This window comes from Streptoverticillium olivoreticuli subsp. olivoreticuli, assembly GCF_003391135.1.
Taxonomy (GTDB): Bacteria; Actinomycetota; Actinomycetes; order Streptomycetales; family Streptomycetaceae; genus Streptomyces; species Streptomyces blastmyceticus.
The window spans coordinates 7,749,930-7,765,561 of sequence record NZ_CP031455.1 but is presented as its reverse complement, the minus strand read 5'-3'; the positions used below and the strand labels follow the sequence as shown (position 1 = coordinate 7,765,561).

The 15,632-nt window shown below is 73.2% G+C and carries 12 protein-coding genes and 1 pseudogene; 7 read left to right on the top strand and 6 right to left on the bottom strand.

The features are described from left to right. Nucleotides 1-103: 103 nt before the first annotated feature. Nucleotides 104-3,331 (top strand): amidohydrolase family protein, encoded by a 3,228-nt coding sequence (locus DXZ73_RS33680; protein ID WP_116214732.1) that lies wholly within the window; start codon nucleotides 104-106, stop codon nucleotides 3,329-3,331. Between the two features lie 110 nt (nucleotides 3,332-3,441). Here the strand turns inward: DXZ73_RS33680 and DXZ73_RS33675 are convergent, their stop codons facing one another. The 3 genes from DXZ73_RS33675 to DXZ73_RS33665 form a co-directional block, all read right to left on the bottom strand. Then, complete coding sequence (locus tag DXZ73_RS33675; protein WP_116214731.1) at nucleotides 3,442-4,614, bottom strand: MBL fold metallo-hydrolase; 1,173 nt, start codon at nucleotides 4,612-4,614, stop codon at nucleotides 3,442-3,444. Between the two features lie 249 nt (nucleotides 4,615-4,863). Continuing rightward, nucleotides 4,864-5,514 carry an alpha-ketoglutarate-dependent dioxygenase AlkB family protein gene (locus DXZ73_RS33670; RefSeq protein WP_116214730.1) on the bottom strand — a complete coding sequence of 217 codons (651 nt, stop codon included), beginning with the start codon at nucleotides 5,512-5,514 and terminating at the stop codon, nucleotides 4,864-4,866. Nucleotides 5,515-5,556: 42 nt separating this feature from the next. Beyond that, nucleotides 5,557-6,354, bottom strand: a complete 798-nt coding sequence (locus DXZ73_RS33665) for a tyrosine-protein phosphatase (RefSeq protein ID WP_162890431.1) — start codon at nucleotides 6,352-6,354, stop codon at nucleotides 5,557-5,559. 210 nt (nucleotides 6,355-6,564) lie between these two features. On the opposite strand from DXZ73_RS33665, the gene DXZ73_RS33660 reads away from it, so the two are divergent. Further along, entirely contained in the window at nucleotides 6,565-7,356 is a 792-nt protein-coding gene (locus DXZ73_RS33660; RefSeq protein ID WP_116214729.1) for an SGNH/GDSL hydrolase family protein, read from the top strand. A 13-nt stretch (nucleotides 7,357-7,369) separates the two neighbouring features. Here DXZ73_RS33660 and DXZ73_RS33655 read toward each other — a convergent pair whose 3' ends face one another. Next, nucleotides 7,370-7,828, bottom strand: coding sequence for an ATP-binding protein (locus DXZ73_RS33655; protein WP_240351606.1), 459 nt, complete (start codon nucleotides 7,826-7,828; stop codon nucleotides 7,370-7,372). Nucleotides 7,829-7,973: 145 nt separating this feature from the next. On the opposite strand from DXZ73_RS33655, the gene DXZ73_RS33650 reads away from it, so the two are divergent. The 5 genes and pseudogenes from DXZ73_RS33650 (at nucleotide 7,974) to DXZ73_RS33625 (ending at nucleotide 12,224) form a co-directional block, all read left to right on the top strand. Next, nucleotides 7,974-8,840 carry a helix-turn-helix domain-containing protein gene (locus DXZ73_RS33650; RefSeq protein WP_116214727.1) on the top strand — a complete coding sequence of 289 codons (867 nt, stop codon included), beginning with the start codon at nucleotides 7,974-7,976 and terminating at the stop codon, nucleotides 8,838-8,840. A gap of 3 nt (nucleotides 8,841-8,843) precedes the next feature. Further along, complete coding sequence (locus DXZ73_RS33645; protein WP_116214726.1) at nucleotides 8,844-9,101, top strand: DUF397 domain-containing protein; 258 nt, start codon at nucleotides 8,844-8,846, stop codon at nucleotides 9,099-9,101. Beyond that, a complete protein-coding gene (locus tag DXZ73_RS33640; RefSeq protein ID WP_116214725.1) occupies nucleotides 9,098-9,946 on the top strand; it encodes an SAM-dependent methyltransferase in 849 nt (282 codons plus the stop codon). The genes DXZ73_RS33645 and DXZ73_RS33640 overlap by 4 nt, the downstream gene beginning before the upstream one ends. A gap of 134 nt (nucleotides 9,947-10,080) precedes the next feature. Beyond that, nucleotides 10,081-11,350, top strand: a pseudogene (locus tag DXZ73_RS39765) (DUF692 domain-containing protein). A 4-nt stretch (nucleotides 11,351-11,354) separates the two neighbouring features. Continuing rightward, complete coding sequence (locus DXZ73_RS33625) at nucleotides 11,355-12,224, top strand: TIGR04222 domain-containing membrane protein (RefSeq protein ID WP_116214722.1); 870 nt, start codon at nucleotides 11,355-11,357, stop codon at nucleotides 12,222-12,224. 3 nt (nucleotides 12,225-12,227) lie between these two features. Here DXZ73_RS33625 and DXZ73_RS33620 read toward each other — a convergent pair whose 3' ends face one another. Both DXZ73_RS33620 and dxs read right to left on the bottom strand, forming a co-directional pair. Then, on the bottom strand, nucleotides 12,228-13,634 hold the full coding sequence (locus DXZ73_RS33620; protein ID WP_116214721.1) for an aspartate aminotransferase family protein: 1,407 nt from the start codon (nucleotides 13,632-13,634) through the stop codon (nucleotides 12,228-12,230). Beyond that, on the bottom strand, nucleotides 13,631-15,550 hold the full coding sequence (gene dxs, locus DXZ73_RS33615; RefSeq protein ID WP_116214720.1) for a 1-deoxy-D-xylulose-5-phosphate synthase: 1,920 nt from the start codon (nucleotides 15,548-15,550) through the stop codon (nucleotides 13,631-13,633). The genes DXZ73_RS33620 and dxs overlap by 4 nt, the downstream gene beginning before the upstream one ends. Nucleotides 15,551-15,632: the final 82 nt, after the last annotated feature.

Genomic DNA, 15,632 nt, shown 5'->3' with positions numbered 1-15,632 from the left:
GCGACCGGCGCGGTGTTGACCGACCGGCCACCCCCCGTGCAACCATCGAGCCGCCCCGATTCCAGCTCCCGTATCACGCAACTCCCCCGTCGCAGGAGGACAGTTGGACACCCCCGGCCCGGTCGATGCACCTCCCTTCGCCCTCTCACCGCTCTCCCGGCGCAGATTCCTGCAGGCCGCGGCCGGTACCGCCGCGGCGGCGGGGGTCGCCGCGGCCCTGCCCGCCGATGTCGCGGCCGCGGCCGTCCCCCACGCGCCGCCCGCGGCCCTGTCCTTCACCGCCGCCACCAACGGCTCCGCCTCCCTCTCCCCCGCCGGCGACCGGCTGATCGCCGAGGTGCAGAACACCCTGTGGTCCGTCCCCCGCGAGGGCGGTGACGCCGTCGCGATCACGCCCGCCGACCTCGAACCCACCCGTCCCGTCCACTCCCCCGACGGCAGGACGCTCGCCGTCTGCGCCTACCGCGGCGGCGGCTTCCACCTCTGGACGCTGCGGCCCGACGGCTCCGGGCTGCGGCAGCTCACGGACGGGCCGTGGGACGACCGCGGCCCCGCGTGGTCGCCGGACGGCACGCGGATCGCGTTCGCCTCCGAGCGCGGCGGCGATCCGGTGACCGGGAGCCCGTACCGGGTGTGGGTGGTGGACGTACGGACCCGTGCGCTCACCCGGATCAGCGGCCTGACCGGCCAGGACGGGCCGTTGCAGGACGGCGCCTGGGAGGACTTCGACCCGGTGTGGTCGCCGGACGGCAAGCGTCTGCTGTTCGTCCGCGCGCGCGTCGCGGGGGCCGCGCTGGAGGCGCGTACGGTCGTGTCGGTGGCGTCCGACGGGCGGGGCTCGGTGCGCACGGAGCACACCGAGACGGCCGCCGCGCAGGTGATGACACCGGCCGTGTCGCCGGGCGGCAGGCTGGCGTATCTGCGGACGACGGCCGCGCCCGGCGCGTCCTGCACGCTCGTCGTGGACGGTGCGGCCGTGGCGGTCGAGGGGGACGTGGCGCCCGTGCCGCCGCGGTGGGTGTCGCGCGACGAGCTGCTCCTGACCGTGAGCGGCGAGTTCCGGATCGTCCGGCCCGGAGGGGCGGACGCCAGGGCCGCCGCCGCGGCCGTCGCCATCCCCTTCGCCGCGAAGCTGCCGCTGGACCGGCCCCGCTACCGCGTCAAGCGGTACGACTTCGAGATCGGCGGCGTGCACAAGGCGCGGGCCCTGCACCTGCCCGCGCTGTCGCCCGACGCCCGGCAGGTGGCGTTCGCCGCGCTCAACTCCCTCTGGGTCGCGGACATTTCCGGCGGACGGCCGCGCAAGGTCGTCGGCGCCGAACCGACCCGCTATCTGCTCGGACCGACCTGGACCCGCGACGGGCGGTCGCTGGTCTACGCCGACGACCGCGACGGGCTGCTGGCCGTGCGCCGCCGCGACCTCGCCTCCGGCGAGGAGACGCTGCTGGCCGACGGGGGCCGGGTCCTTCCGGCGCTCTCGCCGGACGGGACGCGGCTGGCGTGCCTGGACATGTCGGGCAATCTTCTGGTGCGCGATCTCGCCGCCGGTACGGACCGGGTGCTCGCGGCGCCCCTGGCCGCGGGCGGCCTGCCCGGCAGACCGAGCTGGTCGCCCGACGGCCGCTATGTCGCGCTGTGCGACCGCAACCGGCTCAACCAGCGGTTCCGCGAGGGCTACAACCTCATCCGGGTGCTCGACACCACCGACGGCGGCAGCCGTCTGCACGCCATCGCGCCGCACGCCTCGATCGCCGACCGCTACGACTCCGGCCCGGTCTGGTCACCGGACGGCCGCCACATGGCGGTGATCCACGAGTCGGCGCTGTGGCTGCTGCCCGTGCGCGCCGACGGGACGCCCGACGGCGAGCCGCGCCGGCTGACGGACGAGGCGGCGGACCACCCGTCCTGGTCCGCGGACTCCCGCCACCTCCTCTATCTGTCGGCGGGGCGGCTGCGACTGCTCGACGTGGCGGACGGCTCGGCCCGTACAGTCCCGGTCTCGCTCGACTACCGGCGCCCGACCCCCGCGGACATGGTCGTGCGCGCCGGGAGGTTCTGGGACGGCACGGGCGAGGCGGTGCGGGAGGACGTCGACCTCGTGGTGCGCGACGGCCGGATCGCCGCCGTGGAGCCGCACCGGGCGCGGCGGGCGGCCCTGCGCACCGTCGACGCCTCACGGCACACGGTGATCCCCGGGCTGTGGGACGCGCACACGCACCCGTGGCAGAGCACCTACGGCGGCCGGCAGACGGCTCTGCAGCTGGCGTACGGGATCACCACGGCGGTGTCGCTCGGCGGCTTCGCCTATGAGCAGGCCAGGATCCGCGAGGCCGTAGCGGCGGGGGCGCTGGCCGGGCCCCGGCTGCTGGCCACCGGCGAGCTGCTGGACGGGGCGCGAGTGGCGTACAGCATGGGGCGCCCGCACCGCACCCGCGAGGGGCTGCGGAGGTCGCTGGAGCGGGGGGCCGCGCTCGACTGGGACTTCGTCAAGACGTATGTGCGCGCGCCGGGTTGGGTGATGGAGGAGGCCGCGCGGTACGCCCACGACCGGCTCGGGGTGCGGGCGGGCAGCCACCTCTGCTCGCCCGGCATGCAGCTGGGGCAGGATCTGACGACCCATCTCCAGGCGACCCAGCGGCTGGAGTTCGGGCACGCCACGACGGCGTCGGGCCACGCGCACCAGGATCTGGTGGAGATCTACACCCGTGCGGGCTTCCACATGATCGCCACGATCTTCACCTCGGTGCCGCTGCTGGGCGAGGCCCCGGCCCTGGCGGAGGATCCCCGGGTGACGCGGCTGATGCCGCCGTGGGACGCGGCGGTCGTGCGCCAGACGGCGACGGCGGCGCCGACCGCGGAGCAGCTGACCACGCTGGAGCGGGAGATCGACGTCTACCGCAGGATCCTGGCCGGCGGCGGCATCGTCGCCCTCGGTACGGACGCGCCCCTGGTGCCGGTCGGGCTGTCCCTGCACCTGGGGCTGCGGGCCCTGCACCGGTACGGCCTGTCGGCGGCGCAGGCGCTGCGGACGGCGACGGTCCTGCCGGCGCGGGCGTTCGGCGCGGAGCGGGAGCTGGGCACGCTGGAGGCCGGGAAGCTCGCCGATGTGACGATCGTGGACGGCGACCCGTTCACGGACTTCGACGCGCTCGTGCGGACGGTGTCGGTGCTGCGCGGAGGGGTGCCGTTCGAGCAGGCGGAGCTGGTCGGGGCGTACGGCGGCGCGGGGGACCGCGGGACGTACGCGGCGCGCTCGCACAGTCAATGGCTGGAGGTCGGGCGGCAGTTGCGCCGCGACTCCTGCTGCGACATGGAGCTGCCGCACTTCTGACGGCCGCCGCCCCGCGCGCCCGGGTGAGGGCGCGCGGGGCGCCGTCGGCTGTTCGTCGATCTGCCGGAGAAGGAACGCGCCGACTTCCGCACCAGGCGTCAACTCCCCGGCTACGCCCGTACGGTGGCCTCCACGGCGTCGGTCCGCTCCCGCACCGGCGCGGCCGGGACGGTGGCCGGGCGCAGCGCGATCGCCCGCCACCACGGGTCGGACGGCAGCCCGCCCGCGGGCTCGAAGGGCTGTCCCGGCGTGGGTGCGGCGACTCGCGCGCCCAGGCGGCCGGCTGCAGCGACCGTGCCCTCGACCGGCTCCTCCCAGGAGTGCGGCGCGAGGTTGAAGGTGCCCCAGTGAATGGGCAGCATGACGCCCCGCGCGGCCTCGCCCTGGAGGTCGGCGTGGGCCCGCACGCCTTCCTCTGGAGTCATGTGGATGTCCGGCCAGAACTCGCTGAAAGCACCGATTTGCACCATGGTCGCGTCGAACGGCCCGTATTGCTCGCCGATGTCCGTGAAGCCCGGGAAGTAGCCGGTGTCACCGCTGTGGAAGATGCGGTGCTCGGGACCGGCGACCACCCATGAGGCCCACAGGGTGTGCTGGGTGTTGCGCAGCGCCCGGCCGCAGAAGTGCCGCGCGGGGGTGGCGGTGAGGGTGAGGTCGCCCACCACGGTCGACTCGTGCCAGTCGAGTTCGGTGATCCGGTCGGCCCGTACGCCCCAGTGCTCCAGGTGGGCGCCGACGCCGAGCGGTACGGCGAAGCGGGTGCCCGTGCGGGCCAGGGCTCTGACCGTCGCCATGTCCAGGTGGTCGTAGTGGTCGTGGGAGATGACCACCACGTCCGGCCTCCCGACCTCGGCCAGCGGCACCGGCACCGGGTGCAGCCGCCTGGGCCCCGCGAACGCGAACGGCGAACAGCGCTCGGACCACACGGGGTCGAACAGCACCCGGTGGCCGTCGATCTCCGCGAGCACGCTGGAGTGCCCCATCCACGTCAGCCGCAGCCCGGAGGCGGCGGGGACGGCCAGGTCGGCGACGGTCGTGGGGTGGACGGGCACGGTGCCGGCGGGGGTGCGGCGGGCCCGCTCCTCCTTGCGGAAGTAGGTGGGCAGGAACTTCAGCAGCGAACCGGAAGGAGTGCGGTCCGCGGCCACGGGGTTGGTGAACACCCCGTCGACGAAGTTCGGCGACCGCCTGATGCGCTCCATCCGCTCTCCGGACGGATCCGCCCCGAACGCGGCCGGGCGCAGGGCGTCGAGCGGTGAGCTTTTCGGACGGAAGCCGGTCACGGCACCTCCAGGGCGGCAGCGGGCAGGTCATGCCATTATCTGCCCCTCCGGACCGGCACGTGGTGACCCCCTCCCGACGTCCGGGCCGCGCCCGCGCGAAATCCGCGTGCCGCCGCCCGGGCCCACCCCCGATCTCACGGGCCCGGACGGCGGCAGCGGAAGCATGCCCCACTGTGCAGGGTCACGGCCGCCGCCGCACGTGAATTTCCATGAACATGCCCAATGCGCCCCACGCCCGGCCGGGTCCGCTCAGAGCCCGCTCACCCGGAGCGTGATGTTCAGCCGCCCGGACAGCCCGAGCTCGGGCGGCGCGGTGCCCGGCAGGGTGCGGGGCACGCCGTGGAAGGCCCGGCGCGCGGGGCCGCCGAAGACGAAGAGATCACCGCTGCGCAGCTCGACATCCGTCCAGGGCCTGCCCCGGCCGCTCGCGGTGCCGAACCGGAAGACGCAGGCGTCCCCGAGGCTGAGCGAGACCACGGGGGCGTCGGACTCCTCGTCGCGGTCCTGGTGCATGCCCATCTTCGCGTCGGGGCCGTAGAAGTTCACCAGCGCGATGTCGTACGGGGGCGGGGCGGCCGCTTCCGTTCCGTACGCGTCGGCGACGGCCGACCGCGCGAGCTCGCCCAGCCAGGGCGGGAACGGCTTGACGGGCGCGCCGTCGCCGTCCACGACGGTCCGGGCGTAGCCGTAGGGGAACCAGTGCAGGCCGAGGCAGACCGTCCGCACGGACATCTCCCCGCCGCTCGGCATCCGCACGGTCCGCAGTCCGGCGGGGGGCCTCGCCCATTCCCGGCAGGCGGCGAGCGTCCGCGCCTGGGCGGCGGGGGTCAGCCAGTCGGGCACGTGCACGGCGCCCGGGGCGATCTCGGCCCGGGGGCGGGGGAAGAGCGAGTCGTCCATACGACCAGCGTAGATCGGCCTCCGCGCCCGGTCCGGGGACGCCTATTCCGTGAGCAGCCGCTGCCGCAGCCGCTCCCTCGTCGCGGTGGTGACTCCGAGGCCCTCCGCCAGATAGCGGTCGGCCGTGCCCCAGGTCTCCTCGATCACCGCGAACGCGGACGCGAGGTACTCCGCCCGCGCCTCGAACATCGGGGACAGCAGTTCCGTGATCTCCGGCGGCTCCGCCGCTTGCGGCCGCCGCATCCGGTAGCGCCGGTGCGGCGCGTTCGACTCCAGGTAGTCCGCCTCGATGGCCTCGCGCGGGACCCCGAGCGCGAGCAGCGTGACCGCGATCGAAAGCCCCGCCCGGTCCTTGCCCGCGGCGCAGTGCATCAGGGCGGGCACGGCGTCGTCGGCGAGCAGGCGCAGGACGCGGCCGTGCTCGGCGGTGCGGGTGGTGATGATCTCGCGATAGCTCGTACACATCCGGTCCGCGCCCCGGGCGCCCGCCAGCACCTCCCGCAGCCGGTCGAGGTCCCGGGCGCGGACGAGTTTCCAGAACTCGGCACCGTACGCGGGGTCGTTGAGCGGGATGTTCACGTTGCGGACGCCGAGCAGGTCGACGTCGGGGCCGTCGAGTTCGATGTCGGCCGCGTTGCGGAAGTCTAGGACCGTGTGCAGGCCGAGGCTGTCGAGGAAGCGCCGGTCCTCCTCGGTCGCGTGGGCGAGGTGGCCGCTGCGGTAGAGGACGCCGGGCCGTACGCGCCGCCCGCCGACGGCCGGAAGGCCGCCCAGATCACGGAAGTTGCGGACCCCCGCCAGCTCGGGCTCGGTGGACGGGACATGCGGCGTCTGCGTCACGGGCGCTCCCAGGTTCGGCCGTCGACACCGGTCGTCGACGAAGCGACTGACTGACTTTACGACAACGGTTGTACGGGCAATCAGCTCTCGCGGGCACCCGCGTCGACGTATTCCGGTTGGGTCGATTTTGCCGGGGTGGGATACATCACTGCACGTCAACCCCTGGTTACGGTGGCGTAAGTCACTCCCCAAGGTGAAAGATGTGCTGACGTGGCAGACGATTCGCAAGCATTCAGCAAGAGCACAATCGGGTCGTACGCAGCCGTCGGGGACAGCTTCACCGAGGGCGTCGGGGACCCGGGGCCGGACGACGCCTTCATCGGCTGGGCCGACCGACTGGCCGTACTCCTCTCCGACCAGCACCCCGAGCACGCCTTCCGGTACGCCAACCTCGCCGTCCGCGGCCGCCTCCTCGACCAGATCGTGGAGGAGCAGGTGCCGCGGGCGAAGGAGCTCAGACCGGATCTGGTGACGTTCTGCGCCGGGGGCAACGACATCCTGCGGCCGGGCAGCGACCCGGACGACGTGGCCGAGCGCTACGAGGCGGCCGTCGTCGACCTCGCCGGTTCCGTCGGCACGGTGCTGGTGTGCACCGGCTTCGACACCCGTGGCATCCCGGTCCTGCGCCACCTGCGGGGCAGGATCGCGACCTACACCGCCCACGTCCGCGCCATCGCCGACCGGCACGGCTGCCCGGTCCTCGACCTGTGGTCGCTGCGCTCGGTCCAGGACCGGCGGGCCTGGAGCGACGACCGCCTGCACCTCTCGCCGGACGGGCACACGCGCGTCGCGCTGCGCGCCGCCCAGGTGCTGGGCCTTCAGGTGCCGGCCGACCCGGACCAGCCGTGGCCCGAGGAAGGGCAGCGGTCGCCCGCCGAGGTGCGCCGCGACAACATCCACTGGGCGCGCGAGCACCTGGTGCCGTGGATCGGCCGGCGGCTGCGCGGCGAGTCCTCGGGGGACCACGTGGAGCCCAAGCGGCCGGACCTCCTGCCGCTGTAGTCCACCCGGCGGGTCAGTGGGGGAGCCGCCCGTGCGGCAGGTCGGCCCAGACGACGCGGCCACGGCCGCTGTCGTCGGGCCGGACCCCCCAGGCCTTCGACAGCACCCCGACCAGCAGCAGTCCGCGCCCGCTCTCCTCGTCCGTGCCGCTGCACCGCGCCCGCGGCTCCGTCGACGCGTGCCCCTGGTCGGTGACCTCTATCCGCAGGTGTGCGCCGCTCAGGCGCAGTTGACAGCCGACCTTCTCGCTGTCCGTGTGCCGCACCGCGTTGGTGAAGAGTTCAGACACCACCAATTGGGCGTCGTCGCACGCCACTTCGTCGATGCCCCACTCCCGCAGCTGCGCGGCGACTCGTCTGCGCGCCTCCGCCACCGAGGTGTTGAGAGCCGGAAAGTGAAAGGCGTCCTGAAGACGCGCGGCCGTGGAACTGCCGTAGCGTCCGAGCGAAGGTGCGTCATGGGAGGGGACCACTCCGCAACTATGTGCGATGCCGGTCATGTGTGGCAAGGTTCAATCTGTAATTTGCAGAATCGTCAGGGCAGTCTGTGTGCTCCGGGGGGTGCATGGCACACTGCGGGCATATGACAGCGACTGACGGCACGGAGGGGGAACAACAGTGGCGGACGCGCGGCCGACAGGCGCCCCGACCGTCCTTCGGGTCGTGCTCGGCAAACGGCTTCAGGACCTCCGGGAGAAGGCCGGACTGTCCTATGAGGACGCGGGTCGCGCCCTCGATGTGACCCATGCCACGATCCGCAGAATGGAGAAGGCCGAAGTCGGCCTGAAACTCCCCTATGTGGAGAAGTTGCTGTGCGTCTACGGCGTCGCCGGCCAGGAGGAGATCGAGGGTTTTCTCTCCCTCGCCCGCGAGGCCAACCGACCCGGCTGGTGGCACCGTTTCCGCGATGTCCTCCCCGAGTGGTTCAGCGCCTTTGTGAGCCTCGAAGGAGAGGCCAACCTCATTCGTGCCTACGAACCGCACTACGTCCCCGGGCTGTTGCAGACCGAGGATTACGCGCGCGCCGTGCTCCGCGCCGGAATGCCGCACGCGCCCGCCGCCGACATCGACCGCGCGGTCACCGTCCGCAGGCAGCGCCAGTCGCTGCTCACCCGGGACGGGGCGCCCCTGCTGTGGGTGGTGCTGGACGAGACCGTGCTGCGCAGGCCCATCGGCGGGCCCGACATCATGCGCGCGCAGATCGCCCACCTCATGGACGCAACCGACCTGCCGAATGTCAGGCTGCAGGTCATGCCGTTCACCGCCGGGCCGCATCCGGCGATGTACGGGCCTTTCCATATCTTCCGGTTCCCGCTTCCGGAGCTGCCGGACATCGCCTACGCGGAAAACCTGGTCGGAGCCTCCTACTTCGACCAGCGCGACGATGTCTCGGCCTTCCTGGAGGCGCTGGACCGCATGTGCGCGCAGGCCGCGCCGGCACACACCACCAAGGCCGTCCTCGGTGGCATTCGTAAGGAGATCTGAACCATGGATCGCATATACAACGGCATGCCCGCCACCGATCTCGGCACCGAGGGGTGGAGCAAGCCGTGGAGCGGCGGCAACGGGGGGAGTTGCGTCGAGGCCATGCGACTGGGGGACGGCCGGGTCGCCCTGCGCCAGTCCACCGACCCGGAAGGGCCGGCGCTGATCTACACGCACCACGAAATCGAGAGCTTCATCAGAGGCGCGAAGGCCGGCCAGGCCGACTTCCTTCTCGCGGGAACGAGTGTGAGCTGCGAATGAAAGAGCACGGTGTGAGCGAGCGGGGCTTCACGGCCGAGGAAATAGACACCAGCAGGCCGCATCCGGCCCGCATGTACGACTACTACCTCGGCGGCTGGGACAACTACGAGGTCGACCGGCAGGCCGCGGAGCACGTCATCCAGGTGCATCCGCAGGTGCGGCTGTCCGCCCGCGCCAACCGCGCCTTCCTCCAGCGCGCGGTGCGGGAGTGCGTGCGCGACGGCATCCGCCAGATCGTCGACATCGGCACCGGCATCCCCACCTCGCCCAACACCCACGAGGTGGCCCGCGGGATCGCGGAGGACGTACGGGTCGCCTATGTCGACAACGACCCGATCGTGGCGACCCACGCCGGCGCCAAGCTCACCAACACCGGGCGGGCCGCGTTCGTCCTCGGCGACGTGCGCGAGCCCGAGGCCGTCCTGGCCCACCCGGTCGTGCGCGAACTCATCGACTTCACCGAGCCGGTGGCGCTGCTGCTCGTCGCCGTGCTGCACTTCGTCAAGGACGAGGAGGACCCGGCCGGCCTCGTCGCCGCGCTCGGCGCCGCGCTCCCCTCGGGCAGCCGCCTGGTGCTCTCCCACGCCACGGCCGAACCCTACGAGGGGTACGCGGAGGGCTACACCGACGTCAAGGCGCGGGACAGCGTGCTCGGCGCGTACAAGAACGCGACCGCGGCGCTGAACCTCCGGGGCCGGGCGGCGATCGAGCCGCTCTTCGGCGACTTCGCGCTCCAGGACCCGGGCCTGGTGCGGGTGCCGTTGTGGCGCCCGGACGGCCCGGTGCCGAGCGCGCAGGAGCTCAACGACACGATCTTCTACGGCGGGGTGGGCCACAAACCCTGACGCTCCCGCGCGCCGGGCCCCGGCCCGGAAAGGGACGGGGCCGGACGGGGAAAATCCGGGTTGAGCCGCACGACCACGGGGCATCAGCCCTTTACGCGGCCATTTCGGACGCGCGGGGACACGGGGGTGAGCCCATGCGCAACCTCGGCACGGGCATCGGCTGGCGTCCGGAGCTCGCCGACACCCTCGCCCGGCTCCCTCCCCCCGACTGGGTGGAGGTCGTCGCGGAGAACATCGACCCCGCCCATCTTCCCGGCCCCGTAAGGTGGTTGCGCGCCCACGGCACCCCCGTCGTCCCGCACGGCGTCACCCTGGGCCTGGGGGACGCGGCCCGCCCCGGCCTCGCCCGCCTGGCCGCCCTCGCCGAGTGCGCCGAAGCCCTCGGCGCGCCCCTGGTCACCGAGCACCTCGCGACCGTGCGCGCGGGAGGCCTGGAGGCCGGGCATCTGCTGCCCGTGCCCCGCACGCGCGACGCGCTCGACGTCGTCTGCGCGAACATCCGCCTGGCCCAGCAGTTCCTGCCCGTCCCCCTCGCGTTGGAGAACGTCGCCGCCTGCATCCGGTGGCCCGACGAGGAGTTCACGGAGGGTCAGTTCCTCACCGAGGTGGTCGAGCGCACCGGGGTCCGGCTGATCGTCGACGTGGCCAACCTCCACACCAACCACGTCAATCTGGGCCAGGACCCCGTCGGGACACTGGACGCCCTCCCCCTCGAAGCCGTCGCCTACGTCCATGTCGCCGGGGGCGTCGAGGAGCGCGGCGTCTGGTACGACACGCACGCCCACCCCGTGCCCCCGCCCGTGCTGGCCCTGCTCGCCGAGCTGTGCGCCCGCGCCGTGCCGCCCGGCGTCCTGCTGGAGCGTGACGGCGACTTCCCCGGCCCGGACGAGCTCGCGGCGGAACTCGCGGCCGTGCGCGCCGCGGCGGCCCCCGGCGGCCGCCGTGTCTGACCACGGCCTGGAGCGGGCCCGCGCGCGCCTCGCCCGGGACCAGGCCGCCCTGCTGGCCGCGCTCGTCGCGGGCGGCCCGCCGCCGCGGGGCTTCGACCCCGGGCGGCTCGACGTGCAGCGCCGGGTGCTCCTCGCCAAACGGGCGGACACCGTGGCCAAGGTCGCGCCCGAACTCCCCACGATCCTGGGCGAGGAGTTCCACGGCCTGTTCCTCGACTACGCCCGCGCCCGGCCCCTCACCGAGGGGTACCACCGCGACGCGTCGGCCTTCGCCGACCGCCTGCTGGCCACCGGCCGCCCCGGGGACCCGGCGCGCCGCCGTCGCCTGGCCGACTGGCGGACCGCCGCGGCGGAGCCGGCGCCGAACCGGCTCGCCGCGGCCGTACGGGCCCTCCGGCTCAGCGTCGCCCCACGTCCCGTCCGCTCGACACCGCGTTCCGCGAAAGGCACGTGACAGCATGAACACCGCATGGGTAATCGCACTCGCCGTCGCGCTCGTCGCCGTCGCTCTGCCCTCGGCCCTGCTGGTCCGGGCGCGCCACCGGGCGACCGCGCCCGCCCGCACCGGGGACGGCGGGCCGAGCCTGCTGGAGGTCGCCTGTCTGACGGCCGGTCCGCTGCGGGTCGCGGAGACCGTGATCACCATGATGTACGACGACGGGCGGATCAGGGTGACCACCGACGGTCTGATCAAGGTGCTCAGCCCCGTCACGTACGACCCGGTCGAGCGCGCCCTGCTGAAGTGCTGCGGTGACCGCTGGTACTGCACCATGCGCGGCGCGCGGATGGCGCTGCCGCGCGCGCCGGCCGTGCAGGACATCGAGTCGGCGCTGGTGGAAAGGGGCCTGCTCGCGCCCGCCGGACCGGACGCGGCCGGGCGCCGGGCCGAGCGGCTGCACACGGCGGGCCTGACCGGTGCGGGGCTCCTGGCACTGGCCTCGCTCTTCGTCACGCGTACGTATCCGGTGCCGTCCGCCCTCCTCGCGTGCGTCGCGTGCGGTCTCGCGCTACGCCTGGCGGTCCGCGTCCCGTGGTCGAGGGCGACCCGGGCGGGCCGCCGGGCGGTACGGGCCGCGCGCCCGGCGGGGGCCGCGGGCGAGGTCGCCGTCGAGGGCCCGTCCGCCCTGCCGGACGGGGTCCTGCGGGACCAGCTGCTCCGGGCGGCGAAGCCGGAGCGGGCCGGCGGGGCGGCTCCTTCCGGCAGGGGGAACGGGAGCGGGGGATCGGCGTCGGGCTGTGCGGGGTGTCCTACGTTCTCGTGCTCGACGCACGGCGCGTCCTGCGGTTCGTACTCCGGCTGCGGGGGCGGGTGCGGTGGAGGGCACTAGCCCCTACCGGTTCGCCACCGCCTGTTTGACCAGCGTGCGGCCGAAGTCCCACATCAGGGCGCCGCCCCCGTGTGCCTCGTCCATCACCGCCGTGAAGGCGGACACGAAGCGGTCCACCTCCCGCTCGCCGATGATCAGTGGCGGAATCAGCTTGATGACCTCCAGGTGGTCGCCGGAGACCTGGGTGAGGATGCGATGCTTCTGGAGCAGCGGCACGACGACCATCTGCGCGAACAGCCCCTTGCGGGCGGCCTGGAGCATCGCCCAGCGGCTGCGCAGACCGAGCGACTTCGGCTTGCCGAACTCGATGCCGATCATCAGCCCGCGGCCGCGCACATCGTGCAGCAGCTCGTACTTGTCGACCAGCGCCGCCAGTCTCGTCCGCAGCAGATCTCCCGTGTGCCGGGCGTTGGCCACGACCTGGGCGTCCTCCATGACCGAGAGCACGGCGAGGCCCGCGGCCATGGCCTGGGCGTTGGAGCCGAAGCTGGCCGAGTGGACCAGCACCCGGTCCATGGAGGAGTAGACCTTCTTGAAGATCCAGTCCTTGCCGAGGGTCGCGCCGACGGGCACATAGCCGCCGGACAGGGCCTTCGCCACGCACACCAGGTCCGGCTCGACGCCGCCCTCGTGCTGGTAGGCGTAGAAGTCGCCGGTGCGGCCGATCCCGGTCTGCACCTCGTCGGCGATGAGCAGCGCCTTGTGCCGGCGCAGCAGTTCCTGCGCCTGGCGGAGGAAGCCGGGCGGCGGCTCGTGGACGCCCTTGCCCTGGATGGGTTCGACGACGAAGGCGGCCACGTCACCGCGGCGCAGCTCCCGTTCGAGGGCGTCGAGGTCGCCGAGCGGGATCGCGGTGTCGGGCAGCAGCGGGGCGAATCCGTCGCGGAAGCCGTCCTCGCCGTTGACGGACAGCGATCCGGCCGTCAGGCCGTGGAAGGCGTGCGCGCAGTACAGGACTCGTGGCCGCCCGGTGGCGTAGCGGGCGAACTTCAGCGCGGTCTCCACGGCCTCGGTGCCGCTGTTGCCGAAGAACACCCGGTCCAGGTGCGGGGTGTACGACAGCAGCTTCTCGGCGAGGAGGCCGGGCAGCGGCTGGCAGTCGAAGCGGGTGAGGTCGGCGAGCGAGGCGTCGAGGACGTCGTGCAGCGCCTTGCGGACGACGGGGTGGTGGCGGCCGACGCCCATCACCCCGAAGCCGGCGAGCATGTCGAGGTAGTCCTGGCCCTCGGCGTCCCAGAAGTAGGCCCCTTCGGCCCGCTCGTAGACCTTGTCGAAGCCGATGGTGTGCAGCATGCGGGGCAGCTGGTGGTTGAGGTGGCGGGCGTGGAGCTCGTACCGTTCCCCGCCGCGCTCCGCGAGGAGCCGGGTGAGGTCGAATCCCTTGGCGGAGCCGGTGCCGTCGGGTGTCATGCGTCGTTCTCCTTACGGGCCGTGTCCGCCGCCACGGCCTCCTTGCGGGCCAGGGCGGCGCTGATCCGGCCGGCGATCTCGGCGGGTGTGAGCCCCAGGTCGGCCAGGACCTCGCCGCGCTTGGCGTGGGCCAGGAACTGCTCGGGGATGCCGAAGGTGCGTACGGGCACGTCGGAGTCGGCGTCGCGCAGGGCCTGGGCGACGGCCCAGCCGACGCCTCCGGTGCGGCTGTTGTCCTCGACGACGGCGACGAGCCGGTGCCGTTCGGCGAGGGCGGGCAGGGCCTCGTCGACGGGCTTGACCCAGCGCGGGTCGACGACGGTGCAGGCGATGCCGCGCGCGGCGAGCAGGTCGGCCGCCTGGAGGCAGACCTGGGCCATGGCGCCGACGGCGACCAGCAGGACCTGTGGCTCGCCGGTCTCCGGGCGGGCGATCACGTCCATGCCGCCGACCCGGTCGAGGGCCGGGACGGCCTCGCCCACGGTCTCCTTGGGGAAGCGGATGACGGTCGGGGCGTCGGTGACGTCCATGGCCTCGCGCAGCTGGGCGCGGAGCTGGCCGGCGTCGCGCGGGGCGGCGATCCGCAGTCCGGGGACGACCTGGAGGATCGACATGTCCCACATGCCGTTGTGGGAGGCGCCGTCGGTGCCGGTGACCCCGGCCCGGTCCAGGACGAAGGTCACCCCGCACTTGTGCAGCGCCACGTCCATCAGCACCTGGTCGAAGGCGCGGTTGAGGAACGTCGCGTAGACCGCGAAGACCGGGTGCAGGCCGCCCGTCGCCAGCCCCGCCGCCGAGGTCGCCGCGTGCTGCTCGGCGATCCCCACGTCCCAGACGCGGTCGGGGTAGGCCTCGGCGAACCGGGTCAGGCCCACGGGGTGCAGCATCGCGGCGGTGATCGCCACCACGTCCGGCCGCTCGGCGCCGATCCGCACCATCTCGTCGCCGAAGACGGAGGTCCAGGACCGGCCGGTGGAGGGCGTCAGGGGCTCGCCGGTGAGCGAGTTCATCACTCCGACGGTGTGGAAGCGGTCCGCCTCGTCCTGCAGGGCCGGCTGGTAGCCGCGGCCCTTCTCGGTCCGGCAGTGGACGAGGACGGGGCCGTGGAAGCGCTTGGCCCGGCGCAGCGCCGATTCGACGGCCTCGATGTCGTGGCCGTCTATCGGCCCGAGGTACTTCAGCCCGAGGTCCTCGAACATGCCCTGGGGGGCGAAGGCGTCCTTGAAACCCTTCTTCGCGCCGTGCAGCGATTCGTAGAGCGGTTTGCCGACGACGGGCAGTCCCTGGACGGCGTCCTTGCCCCAGGAGAGGAAGCGTTCGTAGCCGTCGGTGGTGCGGAGGGTGGCGAGGTGGTCGGCGAGGCCGCCGATGGTGGGCGCGTAGCTGCGTTCGTTGTCGTTGACGACGATGATCAGCGGCCGGTCCCGGGCGGCAGCTATGTTATTGAGGGCCTCCCAGGCCATGCCTCCGGTGAGGGCTCCGTCGCCGATGACGGCGACGACGTGGCGGTTCCAGCGGCCGAGCACCTGGTTGGCCTTGGCGAGGCCGTCGGCCCAGCCGAGGACGGTGGAGGCGTGGCTGTTCTCGATGACGTCGTGCTCGGACTCCTCGCGCGAGGGGTAGCCGGACAGTCCGCCCTTGCCGCGCAGCTTGGAGAAGTCCTGGCGGCCGGTGAGCAGTTTGTGCACGTACGACTGGTGGCCGGTGTCCCACAGGATGCGGTCGGCCGGGGAGTCGAAGGCGCGGTGCAGTGCGATGGAGAGCTCCACCACGCCGAGGTTGGGTCCGAGGTGTCCTCCGGTCCTGGCCACGGCGTGCACCAGGAAGTGGCGGATCTCCTCGGCCAGTTCGGTCAGGTCCTCGCCGTCCAGCGCCTTCAGGTCGCGTGGACCGCGGATGTTCTCCAGCAACGACACGCGAGCCCCCTCCTCTTCTCTCGGCCTCGGCCGGGCTTGCCGCCACGGCCCTTCTCGCGGTTCCCCTCGCGGTGCGGCGCCG